Annotated in this window: 15 protein-coding genes; 10 read left to right on the top strand and 5 right to left on the bottom strand. The window is 40.3% G+C overall.

Annotated elements, in window-relative coordinates; genetic code table 11:
• Positions 1 to 28 precede the first annotated feature (28 nt).
• Genes M1E96_RS18410 through M1E96_RS18440 form a run of 7 tightly spaced genes read left to right on the top strand, consistent with a single transcriptional unit; the run spans position 29 to position 6,917 of the window.
• Entirely contained in the window at positions 29 to 1,021 is a 993-nt protein-coding gene (locus tag M1E96_RS18410) for a 3-oxoacyl-[acyl-carrier-protein] synthase III C-terminal domain-containing protein (RefSeq protein ID WP_319067184.1), read from the top strand.
• The gene (locus M1E96_RS18415; protein ID WP_369427274.1) at positions 1,018 to 2,019 is read left to right on the top strand and encodes an NAD-dependent epimerase/dehydratase family protein; all 1,002 of its coding nucleotides are present in this window, start codon (positions 1,018 to 1,020) and stop codon (positions 2,017 to 2,019) included. The genes M1E96_RS18410 and M1E96_RS18415 overlap by 4 nt, the downstream gene beginning before the upstream one ends.
• Positions 2,019 to 2,822, top strand: a complete 804-nt coding sequence (locus tag M1E96_RS18420; RefSeq protein ID WP_140182766.1) for an MBL fold metallo-hydrolase — start codon at positions 2,019 to 2,021, stop codon at positions 2,820 to 2,822. The genes M1E96_RS18415 and M1E96_RS18420 overlap by 1 nt, the downstream gene beginning before the upstream one ends.
• On the top strand, positions 2,819 to 4,096 hold the full coding sequence (locus tag M1E96_RS18425; RefSeq protein ID WP_369427275.1) for a F390 synthetase-related protein: 1,278 nt from the start codon (positions 2,819 to 2,821) through the stop codon (positions 4,094 to 4,096). Before M1E96_RS18420 ends, M1E96_RS18425 begins: the two co-directional genes overlap by 4 nt.
• Positions 4,093 to 4,713: a phosphatase PAP2 family protein gene (locus tag M1E96_RS18430; protein ID WP_337979610.1), complete on the top strand. Its 621-nt coding sequence runs from the start codon at positions 4,093 to 4,095 to the stop codon at positions 4,711 to 4,713. Before M1E96_RS18425 ends, M1E96_RS18430 begins: the two co-directional genes overlap by 4 nt.
• A complete protein-coding gene (locus M1E96_RS18435; RefSeq protein WP_319067191.1) occupies positions 4,706 to 5,830 on the top strand; it encodes a sterol desaturase family protein in 1,125 nt (374 codons plus the stop codon). Before M1E96_RS18430 ends, M1E96_RS18435 begins: the two co-directional genes overlap by 8 nt.
• A complete protein-coding gene (locus tag M1E96_RS18440) occupies positions 5,820 to 6,917 on the top strand; it encodes an acyl-CoA desaturase (protein WP_319067193.1) in 1,098 nt (365 codons plus the stop codon). The genes M1E96_RS18435 and M1E96_RS18440 overlap by 11 nt, the downstream gene beginning before the upstream one ends.
• A 68-nt stretch (positions 6,918 to 6,985) precedes the next feature.
• Here the strand turns inward: M1E96_RS18440 and M1E96_RS18445 are convergent, their stop codons facing one another.
• A complete protein-coding gene (locus M1E96_RS18445) occupies positions 6,986 to 8,305 on the bottom strand; it encodes a polysaccharide deacetylase family protein (RefSeq protein WP_319067195.1) in 1,320 nt (439 codons plus the stop codon).
• A gap of 442 nt (positions 8,306 to 8,747) precedes the next feature.
• On the opposite strand from M1E96_RS18445, the gene M1E96_RS18450 reads away from it, so the two are divergent.
• Together M1E96_RS18450 and M1E96_RS18455 are read left to right on the top strand one after the other, a co-directional pair.
• Positions 8,748 to 9,302, top strand: a complete 555-nt coding sequence (locus tag M1E96_RS18450; protein WP_319067197.1) for a hypothetical protein — start codon at positions 8,748 to 8,750, stop codon at positions 9,300 to 9,302.
• 2 nt (positions 9,303 to 9,304) lie between these two features.
• Positions 9,305 to 9,505 (top strand): helix-turn-helix transcriptional regulator, encoded by a 201-nt coding sequence (locus tag M1E96_RS18455; protein WP_070925360.1) that lies wholly within the window; start codon positions 9,305 to 9,307, stop codon positions 9,503 to 9,505.
• A gap of 882 nt (positions 9,506 to 10,387) precedes the next feature.
• On the opposite strand, the gene dmsD is transcribed toward M1E96_RS18455, so the two are convergent.
• The 4 genes from dmsD to dmsA all read right to left on the bottom strand — a co-directional run bounded on the left by dmsD (position 10,388) and on the right by dmsA (position 15,163).
• Complete coding sequence (gene dmsD / locus M1E96_RS18460; RefSeq protein WP_319067199.1) at positions 10,388 to 11,002, bottom strand: Tat proofreading chaperone DmsD; 615 nt, start codon at positions 11,000 to 11,002, stop codon at positions 10,388 to 10,390.
• 237 nt (positions 11,003 to 11,239) lie between these two features.
• Positions 11,240 to 12,097: a DmsC/YnfH family molybdoenzyme membrane anchor subunit gene (locus M1E96_RS18465; protein WP_319067200.1), complete on the bottom strand. Its 858-nt coding sequence runs from the start codon at positions 12,095 to 12,097 to the stop codon at positions 11,240 to 11,242.
• Between the two features lies 1 nt (position 12,098).
• Positions 12,099 to 12,716 carry a DMSO/selenate family reductase complex B subunit gene (locus tag M1E96_RS18470; RefSeq protein WP_070925356.1) on the bottom strand — a complete coding sequence of 206 codons (618 nt, stop codon included), beginning with the start codon at positions 12,714 to 12,716 and terminating at the stop codon, positions 12,099 to 12,101.
• 11 nt (positions 12,717 to 12,727) lie between these two features.
• Positions 12,728 to 15,163 (bottom strand): dimethylsulfoxide reductase subunit A, encoded by a 2,436-nt coding sequence (dmsA, locus tag M1E96_RS18475; protein WP_140182963.1) that lies wholly within the window; start codon positions 15,161 to 15,163, stop codon positions 12,728 to 12,730.
• Positions 15,164 to 16,015: 852 nt separating this feature from the next.
• Between dmsA and M1E96_RS18480 the strand changes: the two genes are divergently transcribed.
• Complete coding sequence (locus M1E96_RS18480) at positions 16,016 to 17,338, top strand: MFS transporter (RefSeq protein WP_319067202.1); 1,323 nt, start codon at positions 16,016 to 16,018, stop codon at positions 17,336 to 17,338.
• Positions 17,339 to 17,367: the final 29 nt, after the last annotated feature.

Genomic DNA, 17,367 nt, shown 5'->3' on the forward strand with positions numbered 1-17,367 from the left:
ATAATGATTTATAAAGGTAAGTCTCACGATGCCTAATGGCCTAACTCCAATAAAAATTATTTCATCAGGCATTGCGCTTCCTGAAAATAAAATAGAATCATGGCAGTTGGATATTAAACTCAACAAACCAAAAGGTTATGTTGCTAAACGCTCCGGTATTGAACATCGCTTCCATGCGAAAGATAACGACTCCCAAGCTGAACTAGCCGCCAAGGCAATCCATCACGCGCTAGAAACCCAACACATTGTGCCACACAGCATTGATATGCTGATTTCAGCATCAGCGATTTCCGTACAAGCACTGCCTTGCACCGCCGCGCATATTCTTGAGCAATCTTCGTTGAAACAAGGTATTGCTTGCTTTGATGTGAATGCCAGCTGTGTCAGCTTTATCACTGCACTGCAAGTTGCAGCAGGCTTTCTTGCCACTAGCCAATATCAACGCATTGCGATTGTTTCGGCAGATTTGGCCTCTCGCGGTATTGATTGGCAAGACCAAGAATCCTCATTAATTTTTGGTGATGGTGCCGCATGCATGATTGTCGAAAAAGGGGATGGCACCAGCGGAATTATCACTTATCACCATGAAACACATACTAAAGGCATCGAGCTGTGCGAGATCCGCGCGGGGGGAACACGTAAAAACCCACGCGCAGGCATGACTGACGATGACTTTTTATTTCATATGCAAGGCAAAAAGCTATTCCGCATGGCATCTTCATTGGTAGAAGATTTTATGCAGCAGGTATTAACTGACTCAAAGTTACAGCTTAATCAGATTGGTACCGTCGTTCCCCACCAAGCGAGCCACTTATCCCTTGAACATATGCGGCAACGCTTAGGAGTTAAATCAGAACAATTAATTGATATTTATCGTTTTCGCGGCAATCAAGTCGCGGCGTCGATCCCTTCGGCACTCCATGAAGCAATCATCAGTGGGCGTTTTTATGGACAACCTAATGTCATGCTGATTGGTACCGCTGCTGGGTTAGCTTTTTGCTCTATGGTGCTGATCCCATGAAAATTTTAGTGACTGGCGCAACCAGCGGCCTTGGTCGTAATGCTGTTGATGGCCTCCTTCAACAGGGACACCAAGTGGTGGCTTGTGGGAGAAATCAAGAAATCGGTACTTTGCTTACCCAACAAGGCGCACAATTTTTCCCTTGTGATCTTGCTAATTTATCGAGTACAGATGCCAAAACCATGATGCACGATTGTGATGCTGTTTGGCATTGTGCTGCGCTATCATCCCCTTGGGGGAAATATGATGATTTCGCTCGCATCAATTATTATACAACACAAATGTTAGCCGATACCGCAGGTGAACAGCAGATTTCGCGATTTATTCATATCTCAACCCCCGCGATTTATTTTAATTTCACACATCAGCAAAATATTCCTGAATCACAAGCCAATTTCCGTTTCGCCAATCACTACGCAAGAACCAAATATTTAGCGGAAACCGCTATTGCTCGTAGTGTTGCTTACTATCCGCAAACCCGTTATACCATTCTTCGGCCTAGAGGGTTGTTTGGTCCTTATGATCGCGTGCTGTTGCCACGTTTATTGGCGCAAATAAAATCCAGAAATGGCAAACTCATTCTACCTGATGGTGGAAAAAACGCCTTTGATTTAACCTACGTTGGCAATGTTGTGCACAGCATGATGTTGGCCACAACTCAAGACAAACTCACGAGTGGTGCTTCTTATAATATAACGAACCAGCAACCTCAACCACTCAGGCAAACCTTAGAGCAATTATTTAATGAGTTACAATTAGATTGTCAGATAAGCGCTGCACCCTATCCCGTGTTATTCACACTAGCGACATTGCTGGAGGGTGTTTCTCACCTCACCAAAAAAGAGCCATTGCTCACTCGCTATAGTTTAGGTGCGGCGTATTTCACCATGACACTTGATAACCGTAAAGCACAGCAAGAGTTAGGCTATACCCCTATTTTTGATATGGAAGAAGGGATCCATTTAACTGCACAATGGCTCCGTCAGCAGGAGAAATGATGTTAACTATCCAGCAATTCGAAGTCGGATACTGTACTCACCCCGGTTGCGTAGCGCTCAAAGGAGCCAGTTTTAAGGCATGTAAATTTCCTGCTAGGGCATGGCTCATACATAATGAAAAGCAGCGTTGGCTATTTGATACGGGTTATGCAAACCACTTTTATGAAAGTACCCGTAATGGCATCATGCGTTTATACCGTACTGTCACACCTGTCTATTTTGACCCTAAAGATGCACTCATTAACCAACTTGCTCGTGAAGGGATCACCCCTAGCGATCTCAATGGCATTATTTTGTCACATTTTCATGGTGATCATATTGCAGGTCTCCGTGATTTCCCCGATGTGCCGCTTCTCTGTTCAGGCGATGGCTGGCAAAAAACACGCGGACTAACTGGCTTTGCAGCGCTTAAAGGGGCTTTTGTTCGCGGTTTGATCCCAGAGGACTTTGAACAACGCGCACAGTTTTATGAAGGTTTTGAAGCCGTTGATCTGCCCGCTGAATTACAAATCTTAGGTCAAGGCTTCGCTGTCAACTCACAAAAAACATTATTGATTGTTCCACTACCGGGACATGCCCCAGGGCATATCGGCCTATGCGTCCTCACTGAGCATGGCTGGGTATTGCTGGCAGGGGATGCCGCTTGGTCCCCAACCAATTACCGTGAGTTACGTGGCCCAATGGCGATTGCACATATCATCATGGATAATAAACAAGCTTATTATCAAACTCTGAATAAATTACATGAACTTGATAAGCAAAATATTGCCATTCAGCTGTGTCACGAAGGGGAGTTAATTTGATAGTCGCAATGCTATGGCATTATTGGCGTACTCGCCATCGCCATTTTAAAAGTAGAGCTGAACTAGAAGCTTATCAGCAAAAACAGCTTACGGCTTTCAAACATAAGGTATTGCGTAAAAGCCCCTATTTTAGAGCCTTTATTGATCGCCCTCTTGAACAATTTCCCATTATGAATAAACAAATCATGATGGATCACTTCGATCAAATGAATACCGCAGGTTTATCTAGCCAAGTACTATTCCATTGTGCTCAGCAAAGCGAACAATCACGTGATTTTGCCCCCAAAGTTGGCAAGTACAGTGTTGGGCTGTCCTCTGGAACCTCTGGGCGTCGTGGGTTGTTTGTCGTCAGCCCTCAAGAGCAGCATATCTGGTCAGGTAGCATGTTAGCCAAAATGTTGCCAAATGGCTTATTCAAGGGTGAGCGCGTGGCCTTGTTTTTACGTGCTAATAATAACCTATATGAGAGTGTGAATAACCGTTGGATCTCACTGCGTTTCTACGATCTCTATGCAGATTTTTGCCAACAACTACAGGCATTGGAACGTTATCAGCCATCCATCATTGTCGCCCCAGCTCAAGTATTATGTGCAATTGCTCAAGCGGTAGAAGAGCAGCGTATACAGCTTAATGTCAATCAAGTCATTTCCGTTGCCGAGGTTTTACAACCCCATGATAAGCAACGGTTGCAACAATGCTTTCCCCATGTCGCTGAAGTGTATCAAGCGACAGAAGGTTTTTTAGGCTGCACATGTCCGCATGGGACGATGCATCTCAATGAGGCTTTTTTGCATATTGAACCACATTGGTTAGATGAACGGCGTTTTTCACCAATCATTACCGATTTTACTCGTAAAACACAGCCAATCGTTCGTTATCAACTCGATGATATTTTAGTCGTACGAGATACACCTTGTCCTTGCGGTGATCCTCAATTAGCTATTGAGCAAATAGAAGGCCGTTGTGACGATCAACTTTTATTACCTGATCATGATGGTAATTTAGTCACACTGTTTGCCGATCCCGTTGCGCGTATTATCGTGAATCAATTACCCATCACGGCTGATTTTAGGCTACTCCAAAAAGGTAACCACCTGACATTACAGAGTGAATGCCCTGCGCATCAATTAACCCAGTGCCAGCGCCATCTAGTAGCTTATTTTGCAAAACAGCATATTGATACCGATAAGCTTTCTTGGACTCTCACCGTTGACCCCGTGTTACCGTCTTTTGCCGTAAAGCGCAGAAGGATCACGCGTGAAGGTGCTGAATGAATTTTAATCATATTTTCTTACGCTTGCTTTCTTGCCTGATTGGCTGGGGAACTGTCGGCATTGTGTATAACTTCACCGGCAAAATCAGTGATCATGCGACGTTATTGTCCCCAAGTTGGGTTGATAATACTGTCGCATACAGTACCAATGCAATATGGGTTTATCTGTCTTTTTTCCTATTTATCCCTTTCGGTTACTTATTTAGCGCCTACCATCGTATACGCTCTTTAATGTTAGCCATGATAGTCTGTGCTTTAGTTTCGGGGGCTGTTTATCTGATTTATCCAACCACCATGCATTATCCATTTATTGAATGTATTTCACTGTCTGAACGAGCACTGTGTGATTTGATAAGTGTCGATAGCCCACAAAACTTATTACCTTCTCTACATGTCTCATTGACTCTTGTCGTGCTCAGTGCATTATGGTCACAACACCACAAATTTCGTACGACTCTCTATTTATTATGGGCCGCTGCTATCTGTTTTTCTGTTTTAGTATTGAAGCGCCATCTATTTATTGATGTAGTCACAGGGGCTATCACAGCAATCGCGGCACTATATATTGCCCGCTGGATACAAAACCGTTTGCCCCATGGAGAAAGCGCTAGTGAATGAATTAACTTTTCCTATTATCTTCATGTTGCTGGTTGTGACTCTTGAGGGAGTCATTATTGTGAAAACTCAGAAAGGTTCAATTAGCTGGCAAGAATGGGTATTTAACCTCAATTCAGGCCATATCATGTTGTGGCTATTTCGTGGATTAGAATTATTTTGCTACGGTTTTGTGGTTAGCCACTTTTCATTGGGTGTCGTGGATCATTGGCCTATCGCCTTAGTCTGGATTTTTACCTTATTTGCTTGGGATTTCGGCTTCTATTGGTTACACCGTTTACACCATAAATTCCGTTTATTGTGGGCCGTCCATGTGGTACACCATCAAGGTGAACACTTTAACCTCTCACTGGGTGTGCGCAATTCATGGTATTCATCATTAACCTCAATTCCCTTTTTTATGGTATTAGCGCTACTTGGAGTGCCGTTAGAGATTTTTATCACCATTTCGATCCTGCACTATAGCATCCAGTTTTTTAACCATAGTGCCTTGATACCACATCTCGGTTGGTGGGAGAAAATCATGGTTACCCCACTTCACCATCGCGTTCACCATGTAAAAGAAGGCCATTATTCAAATCGTAACTTTGGCGGTAGTTTTATTTTTTGGGATAAATGGTTCGGCACATTTTCTGCCCTTCCTGATACCGAGTACCACTATGGCATCAAAGGTGAACCCGCAACTGAAAATCCGTTTATTGATAATAACCGTCCATTTTGGCGCATATTCAAGGGCAAACCACAGTCGATTAAGCAAAAGGTTTCACAGTATCAAATCAACCAATGGCAGCTTGTCTTGGGGACACTGTTACTTTTCACATTAGTGATTGGCTATGTGTATTTATATGGTTATGGCTACCAAGGAACCACTCTCCAGCAAGTCATTCTATTTGTGCTACTTGCCTCGGGTACTTTAGCTTTATCGGGGCTTTCTGACGGCAGTACAACCGGCCTATGGAGCTGGTTCACCATTGCTTCTATATTATTTGTTTGCGTGTTATTTATTTGGCAATGGCTTAGCCCATTTTGGCTAATCTTTACTGCGGCTCTTTGGCTACATAGTCTACTATTACTGTTTGGCATAGGCCGACAGCCTAAGCAGGTTAAGCATGCGTCCTGAACCACTTAGGCCGCTTGGCTATCAACAACGCCTTGATCAAGCGTTTCGCCAAGCATTGATGAAGGCAGCGAACCACTATTTGCAACAGCATGGCGATCACCGTTTTGCTGACAGTCAATTTTACCTAAAAAGCATCTTGCTGATGAGTTGTTGCTTGGGGTGTTATGCTGCTGCATTGTGGTTAAATAGTACATGGACTTTTTTTGTATTTTATCCGCTATTTATCTGCTTTGCCTTACTACTTGCAATCAATCTTGTTCATGATGCCTCTCACAATGCGATTTTCAAACAGGCGAAAGCTAATCGCTGGCTTAATTTTTGGGTCACCATCCCTCTAGGCCTCGATCCTGAATGTTGGCGAGTACGACATATTATTTTCCATCATGCTCACACCAATATTCGCCATTATGATCTGGATATTGAAGAAAACTTTGTATTACGACAAACACCTCACCAACGTTGGTACCCTTTTATGAGGGCGCAACATCTTTATTGGCCACTTGTTGCAGCATTAACCTTCCCAGCGCTGATTTGGTTATTTGATTGGTTAGACCGATTCCACTTTACGCGAGTCGCTCCACATATGCGCCATCAAGGGCAACGCGGCATCATGGCATTTTTATTGGCCAAACTGCTGCATATTGTCGTGGCGATTGTTATTCCATTTTACGCCCTTGCCGATAAACACATTGGCCTTGGAACCCTATTACTGATCTATTTATTGAGTCAAATGTTGGCTTCTTTGGTGTTTGTCGTCTTGATATTGGGAACTCACTGGGCAAAAGCCACCTTCTATACACCACCAGAACAAGGCAATATGCCACATGGGTTTTACCATCATACTTTTTCAACCACTTACGATTGGCATACCACACCCCGCTGGTTAACTTATTGGTTAGGTGGCTTGAACTTACATTTAACCCATCATTTATTTCCAAATTGGAATCATCGTCATTATCCAGCTTTAGCATTAATCATTGAAGATACCGCCAAACAATTCTCAATGGATTATCATTGTATTTCTTCTAAAGAATTATTTAGTTACCAGCAACGATTCTTAAAAGAAATGGGGCAAGGTAAAAAATAAATCACAAAGACTTAATCCTTGTGATTTATTGTCTGAATATGATATTTAAACGTATCAATTAAATCTTACTATCTATCTACCACAATGTTTTGATTGATAATTTCATCACCACTATTACCAACCATTTGGGCAAATTTCTCAATGGGATCTGTTTTCAGTGCATAAAGTCTTTTTAGCGCAAATGGATTATCACCTAAATGAACCTTACCTTGAATTGTTGTCACAGCAAGGCCTAGCCCCGCTTGTTTTGCCGCTATCATGGCAGTTTGATTAAAACCACCAAATGGGTAAGCTAAATAACGTTGGTTTGGCTCAAACTTCTGTAATACCCGCATAGAACGTTGGAAATCGAGAAAAATAGTATGTTCCTTGCGGCTAAATAGAATTGGGCTATTGCGGTAATCTAACTTATGTAAAAAATGCGTATGCGACTGAATATTAAAGACATCTTGGCTGGTTTTAATTTCTTGTTTACTCATAAATTGCAACCCATCTGGGCTCCATTTTTGAGGAATTGTTTTGACTCGTGATGAAATCACAAATAAGGTCGCCTGCTGCTGATTATTTTTTAAAATCGGATACGCATAGCGATAAACTGACTTTAAGCCATCATCAAAAGTAAGCACGACCGATTTGGCGGGTAAATTCACAGACTTATTTAGATAACCTTCAATATCTTCCAAAGCTAATGTCTGGTAACCCGCTTGCTTCAAATAATTCATTTGCGTTTGAAATGCTTCAACTGAAGTCGTCGTCGAAGTATGCTGAAATTTTTTATTTTCGCTGTTTCTTAATAGATGGTGATAGGTCAAAATTGGGATCCCTTTATCCATCTCAACATCCGCTAATTTGATATAGCCTAAGCGATCTCCTAAACGAATAATCAGCCATGCTATCTTCTGCCCCCCTTTTTCCGTTTTGATCATACGATCTAACACTGGGTAGCGCAGATTACTGAACAACATCGCGATTGGCTGGTTGCTTTCTTTAGCGGAACGGTAAACCGGGGTATTTTGCGTTGTCAGTAAATAATCATAAATTGGATTATTTAAATCATTCAGCCGATCATCTACAGGGGCTAAGCGTGGTTTTTGAGTCGATATTGCGTCGACATTCACGTAAGCATAATCATTACCGAATTGCATCGGTCGGTAATCACCTGCGGGACTATACAAATAAAAGCCATGTTCTGCATAAAGCTCCGCTACTGCCTTCATTTCACCCGCAATCGGAGCAAAAATAGCCTCATCTTGTTTGACTTGCATAAGTGTTGGAGGGATGTCTGCAAGTTGCCAATCCTTGGTACTATGTGGCAATACCTGTGCATACGATTTCGGTATCAATAAAAAAATAAAAGCAACGACCAACATCCACAACTGATTGCGCATATCCTACCTATTATGACTATTCAAACACAGTTTATACTCTCAATCATACGAGGAGTAGCTAAGCAATCAGCAAACAAGCCACTAGCGCTGGCAAACTATATGTTCAATAGCGAACACGATAATTCAACAAGTTGTGCTACAACCTCGAAATAAGACAAATAGATTTTAAACCGACTCTTTGATTCCCCCTATACCCCGAAGAAAAAATAATCGGATATGGCCTCCCTATTTCCGTCAAATTGGTATCACAACTGATATATTTTCCATCATGGCCAGACAAAACAACTCAACCTAACTCAAATTTATAAACCTCATTCTTAAACACCGCATATACAGAAAATAAAATTATCGTGAAACGATAATTTTTTTCTTTACTACGATAATTTTTTATTATAATTTGATAATTAATGTACTAACGCAAGGTCTATGTGGATAAACGGAAATGAGCAAAAGTAAGAAAAAATTATTTTTTTATTCTAAATCAGTCGCTTTTATAATTTGGATAATGGCAATCGCAGATCTAGTTTGTGATTACTATTTTTGGGCAACTCAAAAAGAACAAATGTTGTACGGGATAATCGAAAACATTGATCCGACGTTGTTAGACAAGAGTATCGAACTAAGTTCCATAAGTGTAATATTACTAATGCTACTAACACATATTCCTGTTTTAATTTCTTCTATAAGCCTATTTTTTGTTGGTTATTTCTTTTTTGAAGCATCAAAAGGCGAAATTTGGACACAACGAAATATCAAAACACTCTTTATTGGTGGAATATTAGCAGTCATAACACCTATCGTGAATGGCATGTTAGGCTCATTAACAAGTTTAGCATTATCAATAAGTTTACCGCCTGGTGAACGCATTTTTGTCTTTTATTTAGGGTTTTCTTTAAATGCAATGCGTGAGATAATTTACGGCATTATGATCCTCTCTCTCGCACTAATAATGAAAGAAGCAAAAAAAATTAGTGATGAAAATCAACAGTATATATAACTATGCCTATAATAATAACTCTAGATGTTTTGATGGTTGAGAAAAAAATAAAATCAAAGGATTTAGCTTTAGAGCTAGGGATCACCGAGGCAAACTTATCCTTGCTCAAAAATGGGAAAATAAAAGGAATTAAATTTTCCACACTAGAAAAACTATGCGAAATTTTAGATTGTCAGCCTGGAGATATTATTAAATATACTTAAACCTTTATTAAGATTATTGATAAAAATTACTTACAAAAAATGATGGTACAATAAAAAATCACCATATATCAAATAGTTAAACCAAACAACTCGTTTATAAAAATAACAAAATTAAATAAAAATGCTATCTTATACATATCGTTAATAAGCTTTTAAAAATGAAAATAAAATACTTTATTTTTGCACTGTTTTTATACTTATCATATTATTCGTTAGGTAGCTACATTTTGAATTACAATACATCTAACTATATTTCAAACGGAGATATTATCTCTCATTTAAAATATAAAAATAATTCTGAGGGCTTATATTTAACAATAAAAAAATCAATAGAAAAAATTTATTACAGCCGCTTAATTTAATTGCGTTATTAAACTAAAAACACACTACATTCTAACCCAAGTTGATATGAGACTTTAAACATGATTAAATTACTATTTATTTTCATGACCTTTCTTATTCCAGTTCATAGCTTTGCTTTGAATGATTTAAACAATAATAATGAATTAATTTATAACTATATTTACCCAAAGAAAGACCCCTTGATTTTCAATGGGAAGCTCGGTGAGTCACCATCCAACAACTACATGATTAAAAACACAAATCAATCAAAATACTTTAATTTTAATGTAACTAATAACCAAGAATACAGACAATATCTTGATGACCGACAAGAGCAATTTTATCAAGGGGGAACTCGAGCATTGAATCACTATTCAGATAACTTGGGTATAATAATTCCATTTAATTAATAGCTGTATCAATATTTTTCACTTCAAAAATGTTGAATTAGAAAAGCCATTATTTCAAATAACAAACGTTATTATTTAATAACAATGACGATATAGCCATTAAAATGGCTATATCGTTCACTCATATTTTCTAGCGGAAAAAGATCTCTTTGTCGGCCACATCAATCTTTAATGAATTCTGCCAACCTGTCAGCGTCAATTGCGCTAACTCTGCCAACCCCACATAAAATGGAAAATTGGCATTAGCTTGCAGTTTATTGAGATAATGAAACGCCCAAGGCAATAAATGCTGAGCTAATAACTCATTTAATTTAAGCGGCTCATTCTCAGCAACCCATGCCACCATCATCAACATCAAACCAAAATGATCTTCAGGTTCATTTTGCGTTAAACAAATATCAATGTGATTATGTTGCATCCATTCACGTAATTGCAGTGTGGAATCACCAAAAATGACATTTTCTTTATCTAGCCACACAGAACCCCATGGCGGTGATGGCAATGCGTAAGGGCCAATAAATAGCCGCTGATAAGCTTCATCTAAGATTTCATTATCTGTCTGCAAAACAGCTAATTGACGGCCAATAGTCTGTTTTTGCTCTGCCGAACCATATGGCCAATCTTCAGCCCATTGAGGTGATGACAGTAAGCCAATAATGTCTTGCACCTCATTTGGCGAATAATAGAACGCGGCGCCAAGAACCCGCGCCGTCAAAGAAATATTGTTCAAAGATTGTTCGTTCATGATGTGCTTCTATTCACTTTTTATATAACTATTAATAATAAAAGGGATTATACTCTAAATAATTCGAGTTGCAGGTAGGCGACAAACGAAAATAGTCGGGAGCTTAGTCCCTTATGCCTTAACGAAAAATCCTACAACTTGAAAGATAACGGATATATATCCCCTAAAACCTATAACTATGTGACTGATGTGAGAGAATACAGGCTTAGCAACAAGATTGCTAAGCCTAAGAGTATATTAATTAACAGCCATACCCACCGTCATATGCAGACCATAGAAAACACCGCGTCCGACAATTTCCCCTACAAATACGAATAAAAAACCTATTATCATATTCAGAACGGAGGGATTACGTCTTGCCACTAACGGCATGATCCAGCAGCCCAACCCCATTGCAATTGCGACGATCTTAATATCCATCAAGATCCCGTAATCAGGAACCAAATCAACCGCTCTTTGTACTGGCGTTTCAATACTAGCCAGATCAAAGCCTTGTGAAATAGCCACTGCTACACTCACTAACAATGCCACAATACTTAACGCAGGCACGCGACGGATACATTGTAAGTCGAATCTAGCAATTCGCAGTAAGAGTGCAGCTAATATTGGCCCACCAAGGAATGCCGTTAATACAAAGTTGATTATGGTGTAGCTATTATTCCATGTTGGCACCGTTTCGATTTGGTAAACACGTGGTATGGCTACAATAAATACGGCTGCTAAAACCATTACCACGATCAACCATAGCTTACCCAATGCGGCTGGCATTTTATTCAACACCGCTAATAACCAATACAGGCCACCTAATGCAAAGAATAAAGCTCCGCTGGCAATTTCATTACTTAGCGAAGACGCTCCTAAGCGGTTAAATGCATTAAAAGCGCGTAATGGGCTCCCCATATGGATAGTCGATAATAAGAAACCAATGCCCATCAATAGCCAGAGTCCAAACATGCTGTAATGTACCCTGCGATTTAGATCAGCCGATAACTTTCCACTCAATAGTACCGCTGCCATCATGACAAAAGCACCCGCGACACTTTGGCCTATAACAGTAAAAAACATTAATGGCCATTCATGAATTCCCGATCCCATATTATACCTCCTCCGGGTTAGCCAGATGCCCGGTGGTATCACCGACAGGACGACTATTGGCATTCAATTTTAAAACAATGTTTGGATGAGTATATTCCGCAGATGGCAACGGTGCGATTTCGGCCAAATTACCATATTTTGCCCGTAGCTCTTCGATTGGCGCCAAATCTAATGCACGCAATGGGCAAGACTCGACACAAATTGGCTTTTTACCTTCAGCAACACGCTCATAGCAGCCATCACATTTGGTCATATGACCTTTCACTTCATCGAATTGCGGTGCGCCATAAGGGCAAGCCATACTGCAATAACGACAACCAATACAAACTTCTTCGTCAACGACCACGAAACCGTCTTCGCGTTTATGCATGGCCCCACTTGGGCATACTTTTGCACAGGCAGGATCGTCGCAGTGATTACAGGAAATCGACAAATAATAAGCAAATACGTTTTGCCCATATACGCCATCCTGCTCTGTCCAATCACCACCCGCATATTCATAAATACGACGGAAATTAACTTCCGGAGATAAATTTTTAAAGTCCTTACACGCTAGCTCACAGGTTTTGCAGCCAGTGCAACGACTTGAATCGATATAAAAACCATATTGCGTTGACATAACTGGCATCCTTAAGCTTTCACAACTTCAACAAGATTAGAGTGTGATGGGTTACCTTTCGCCAAAGGCGATGGACGTTGCGTGGTTAATACATTAATACTTCCTGCATGATCCACTCGATTCCCATCAGGGTCATACCAAGCACCTTCACCGAGACCTACAACGCCTGGCAGAATACGCGGTGTCACTTTAACTTTAACGCGAACCTCACCACGATCATTAAATATACGCACTAAATCGCCATGTTTTACATCGCGTTTTGCCGCATCTTGAGGGTTAATCCATAGCTCTTGAGGACATGCCGCTTTTAATACATCAACGTTACCGTACGTCGAGTGTGTACGTGACTTATAATGAAAACCGGTTAACTGTAATGGGTATTTCTCCATTAATGGGTCGCCGTACTGCTCAAAGCCAACGGAATATATTGGTAATGGATGTATTTCATCCCCTGCATTCAGCTCCCATGTCTTTTGCAGTTCCGCCAGCTGTGCTGAATAAATTTCAATTTTGCCGGAAGGTGTGGTTAGTGGATTGGCAACAGGATCTTCACGGAAGCTCTGATAAGCCACATGATGGCCGTTAGGGTCACGTTTTTTGAAAATACCTTGCGCACGGAACTCTTCAAATGTTGGTAGCTCAGGCAATGCAGCGCGAGACTGCTCATACAGGTGGCGTAACCACTCTTCTTGGGTACGATTTTCAGTAAACTGCTCACCAACGCCCATACGTTTAGCAATTTCACTGGTCATTTCATAGATATTGCGGCTTTCAAAACGCGGTTTAATTGCCTGATCGGCAAAAATGACATAGGACATGTTGCCAGCAGAAGCATCCATACAAAAATCCATCTGTTCTGATGCTGTACAATCAGGTAGTAGGATATCGGCATATTTTGCAGACGCTGTCATATGGTTATCAATCACCACAATCATCTCGCACTTCGACTCATCTTGTAAGATGTCATGAGTACGGTTAATTTCCGAGTGCTGATTAACCAAACAGTTGCCTGCATAGTTCCATACCATTTTAATTGGCACATCTAGTTTATCTTTACCACGAACACCATCACGAGTCGCCGTCATTTCAGGGCCACGTAAAATTGCATCCGTCCACATAAACATAGAGATACTGGTCGTCACTGGATTAGTTAATGTAGGCATACGAACAAAAGGAATGCTATACGATCCTTCACGAGCGCCCGTATTACCGCCATTAATACCAATATTGCCCGTCAGAATTGCTAACATTGAAATCGCGCGAGAAGCTAATTCACCATTAGAGCGACGTTGTGGACCCCAACCTTGCACAATATAAGCAGGTTTTGCTGTACCAATTTCACGCGCTAATTTTACGATCCGTGATGCGGGGATCCCCGTGATCGCAGCCGCCCACTCAGGCGTTTTTGGTTGACCATCAGGCCCATCGCCAAGAATGTAAGCTTTGTAGTGCGCATTTTCAGGTGCGCCTGCGGGCATTGTTGTTTCGTCATAACCGACACAATATTTATCAAGAAACGGCTTATCAATTAAATTTTCTTGGATCATGACATAAGCAAGCGCACTGACTAATGCCGCATCAGTTCCTGGGCGAATAGGGATCCATTCATCTTCACGACCAGCACCTGTGTCGGTATAACGAGGATCGATGATGATCATTTTAGCATTGGATTTTTCGCGAGCCTGTTCAACATAATAAGTCACCCCGCCGCCACTCATACGTGTTTCACCGGGGTTATTACCAAACATCACGACCAATTTAGAATTTTCAATATCAGAAGGGCTATTACCATCAGCCCAGCCGCCATAGGTATAATTTAAACCTGCGGCGATTTGTGCGGTACTGTAGTCACCATAATGGTTTAAATAGCCACCACAACAATTCATTAATCGGGCGATCAAGGTAGCTCCTGGCGGCCATGATTTGGTCATGGTGCCACCCAAGGTACCAGTACCGTAATTGAGGTAAATAGACTCATTGCCATAGTCTTTAATTAAACGTTTCATGTTGTCGGCAATGACATCAAAAGCCTCATCCCAACTGATCCGTTTGAATTTACCTTCGCCACGTTTACCTACACGCATCATTGGATAGCGTAGACGGTCAGGATTATAAACACGGCGACGCATAGAGCGCCCACGTAAACACGCACGCACTTGATGCAACTCTTCATAAACATCATCACCTGTATTATCGGTTTCGACGTATTTGATTTCGCCATCAACCACATGCATGCGCAATGGACAGCGGCTGCCGCAGTTTACAGTACATGCACTCCAAACGACTTTTTCATCTGCTATTGGAGTTGCTACTTTTTGCTCTGTCGCTGCTGAAGCGCGAAATGGAAGAGAAAATCCCCCAGCCGCCGCAGCCAAACCCGTGATCGTACTTGCCTTAACAAATCCTCGACGGGTCAGAGGAGCAAAAACCGATGCTTTCTCTTTCATATTTGCCATACATAACTCACTCAATTAATTTTTTTAAAGTGTTAGAAGTAGCGATTTCTATCAAATATGATGCGTGCTATTCTCAATAAAACGATTGCCCGCATAATTGAAGGTAATTAAATTTTGATATGATTAATAATACCTATCATTAAATTTAAGAGATTGTCTTACATCAATAAATGCACCGATTATAAAGTCAATGAATCACACAAAATCATTGACTTAACATATCAATTATCAATGTTATTTATATAATAAAATATATAGCGCGTGTTTTTATAAAAAAAAGAAATGATAAATTGATGCTAGGAGATAACAATATACAAGGAAAACAGCTTCTGATTTAATATATCATGATATGCGCAAAAACTTGATGTTAACAAATATTCACATATCAATTAGCTAACAAAAACTTAATAAAAGGTATTTAAATAGAAATAATTTCCATTTTCATTCCCTAGCTTAAATGTTCTATTTTCTCCTTAAATAAACTTAATTAGATTTAACCCTCTCTTTTCCCTTGCGCTATAAGGCCGTTAGTGTTTTCCGTCAAACAAAATCTTATTTAGACTTATCTATAGATTTATAGACAACCTATTAGGATTAATCCAATTTTATCTGCTTAAAGTCTGAGCAAATTAAATTTAGAATAACAACTAAATAAAACACTTAAAAAAACCTTTTAAAACACAGAGTTACTATTAAAATTAAACACTATGATTTATCTAAAAGAGACATTAAAAACAGGATGTTGATCTCAATATTTAATTTAATGAGCGGTCAAATATTGACTCGATAAGTGAATATCGCTATTAGTTAAATTATTGTTAATTTTGTTGCGGTGGTGATAAATTGGAAATATCTCAAGTTGGTGCAAAAAAAGCCGATGCCTCGTTAGATGCAAACGCAAAAGCAAAATGTATTCGTGGGATCGTTGGGGCAGCTTCGGGCAACTTGGTTGAATGGTTTGATTTTTATATTTATGCCGTGTTTGCTGCATATTTTACCAAAGCACTCACCCCACAAACGATGGAACCGCTCACTCAATCTATTTATGTTTGGGGAGTATTCGCTGCAAGTTTCTTTATGCGCCCGATTGGTAGTTGGTTATTTGGGCGTATCGCCGATCGACATGGCAGAAAGCGCTCAATGGTCGCTTCAATCTATTTAATGGGCTTCAGTTCTTTCCTGTTTGCTGCTCTCCCAACTTATGCACAGGTCGGTATGTTAGCGCCTCTTTTATTGTTGTTAGTACGCCTACTGCAAGGTTTATCTGTTGGCGGTGAATATGGTGCTGTTGCAACCTATATGAGCGAACTCGGTCTTAAAGGGCAACGGGGCTTTTTTGCATCATTCCAATATGTCACTCTGTCTGGCGGGCAATTACTTGCCAGTTTGCTCAGTGTCATCATGTTAGCATTTCTCAGCGAACAACAATTGCATGATGGCGCTTGGCGGATCCCGTTTGTTCTTGGCGGCTTTGCAGCTATTGTGTCGCTGATTGCGAGAAAACGGTTAGATGAAACATTAAGTAATGATGCATCAGAATCTAAAGAATCCGGATCTTTAATTGCCCTACTAAAACAGCATTGGCAATCCTTTATATTAGTTATTGGCTATACTGCGGCAGGATCTTTATGCTTTTATATTATTACCGTTTACTCAAAAACCTATCTCACCAACATCGGTATTGATAGTAAAGTCGTCGGCTATATCATGACCACCTCATTGTTTGTCTTCATGATATCTCAACCATTATTTGGTATCATTTCCGATAAAATAGGTCGCCGCGCAGCTATGATCACTTTCACATTGTCGATGATTATATTTATCTATCCGGTGATGGTATTAGGCATGCGCCATTTCGCTCAATCCCCTATCATTATCGCCTTACTGTTAATATTTTTAATGATGTTACTCAGCTTCTATACGTCGATTAGTGGGTTGGTAAAAGCAGAAATGTTTCCCCCTCACTTACGTGCGCTAGGGGTCGGTGTTTCCTATGCTATTGGTAATGCAATATTTGGCGGCTCAGCCCCGTCTGTTGCATTACAATTTAAAGCCAGTGGCGCAGAAAATGCATTCTTTATTTATGTCATGGTCGTACTCGTTATCTGTTTGTTATGTTGCTTTAAATTACCTAAAGAACCTAAATATTTAAATGATAAACACTAGGTAGCTTAAAAAGGGTTTATAGCAATATT

The sequence above is a fragment of the Providencia sp. PROV236 genome, from assembly GCF_033676985.1.
GTDB classification, from domain to species: Bacteria; Pseudomonadota; Gammaproteobacteria; order Enterobacterales; family Enterobacteriaceae; genus Providencia; species Providencia manganoxydans.

What these genes read in the sequence shown, in the direction of transcription:
- M1E96_RS18410 (WP_319067184.1), top strand. Translation starts at nt 29, where the DNA reads ATGCCTAATGGCCTAACTCCAATAAAAATTATTTCATCAGGCATTGCG.
- M1E96_RS18415 (WP_369427274.1), top strand. Translation starts at nt 1,018, where the DNA reads ATGAAAATTTTAGTGACTGGCGCAACCAGCGGCCTTGGTCGTAATGCT.
- M1E96_RS18420 (WP_140182766.1), top strand. Translation starts at nt 2,019, where the DNA reads ATGTTAACTATCCAGCAATTCGAAGTCGGATACTGTACTCACCCCGGT.
- M1E96_RS18430 (WP_337979610.1), top strand. Translation starts at nt 4,093, where the DNA reads ATGAATTTTAATCATATTTTCTTACGCTTGCTTTCTTGCCTGATTGGC.
- M1E96_RS18440 (WP_319067193.1), top strand. Translation starts at nt 5,820, where the DNA reads ATGCGTCCTGAACCACTTAGGCCGCTTGGCTATCAACAACGCCTTGAT.
- M1E96_RS18445 (WP_319067195.1), bottom strand. Translation starts at nt 8,305, where the DNA reads ATGCGCAATCAGTTGTGGATGTTGGTCGTTGCTTTTATTTTTTTATTG.
- M1E96_RS18450 (WP_319067197.1), top strand. Translation starts at nt 8,748, where the DNA reads ATGAGCAAAAGTAAGAAAAAATTATTTTTTTATTCTAAATCAGTCGCT.
- M1E96_RS18455 (WP_070925360.1), top strand. Translation starts at nt 9,305, where the DNA reads ATGCCTATAATAATAACTCTAGATGTTTTGATGGTTGAGAAAAAAATA.
- dmsD (WP_319067199.1), bottom strand. Translation starts at nt 11,002, where the DNA reads ATGAACGAACAATCTTTGAACAATATTTCTTTGACGGCGCGGGTTCTT.
- M1E96_RS18465 (WP_319067200.1), bottom strand. Translation starts at nt 12,097, where the DNA reads ATGGGATCGGGAATTCATGAATGGCCATTAATGTTTTTTACTGTTATA.
- M1E96_RS18470 (WP_070925356.1), bottom strand. Translation starts at nt 12,716, where the DNA reads ATGTCAACGCAATATGGTTTTTATATCGATTCAAGTCGTTGCACTGGC.
- dmsA (WP_140182963.1), bottom strand. Translation starts at nt 15,163, where the DNA reads ATGAAAGAGAAAGCATCGGTTTTTGCTCCTCTGACCCGTCGAGGATTT.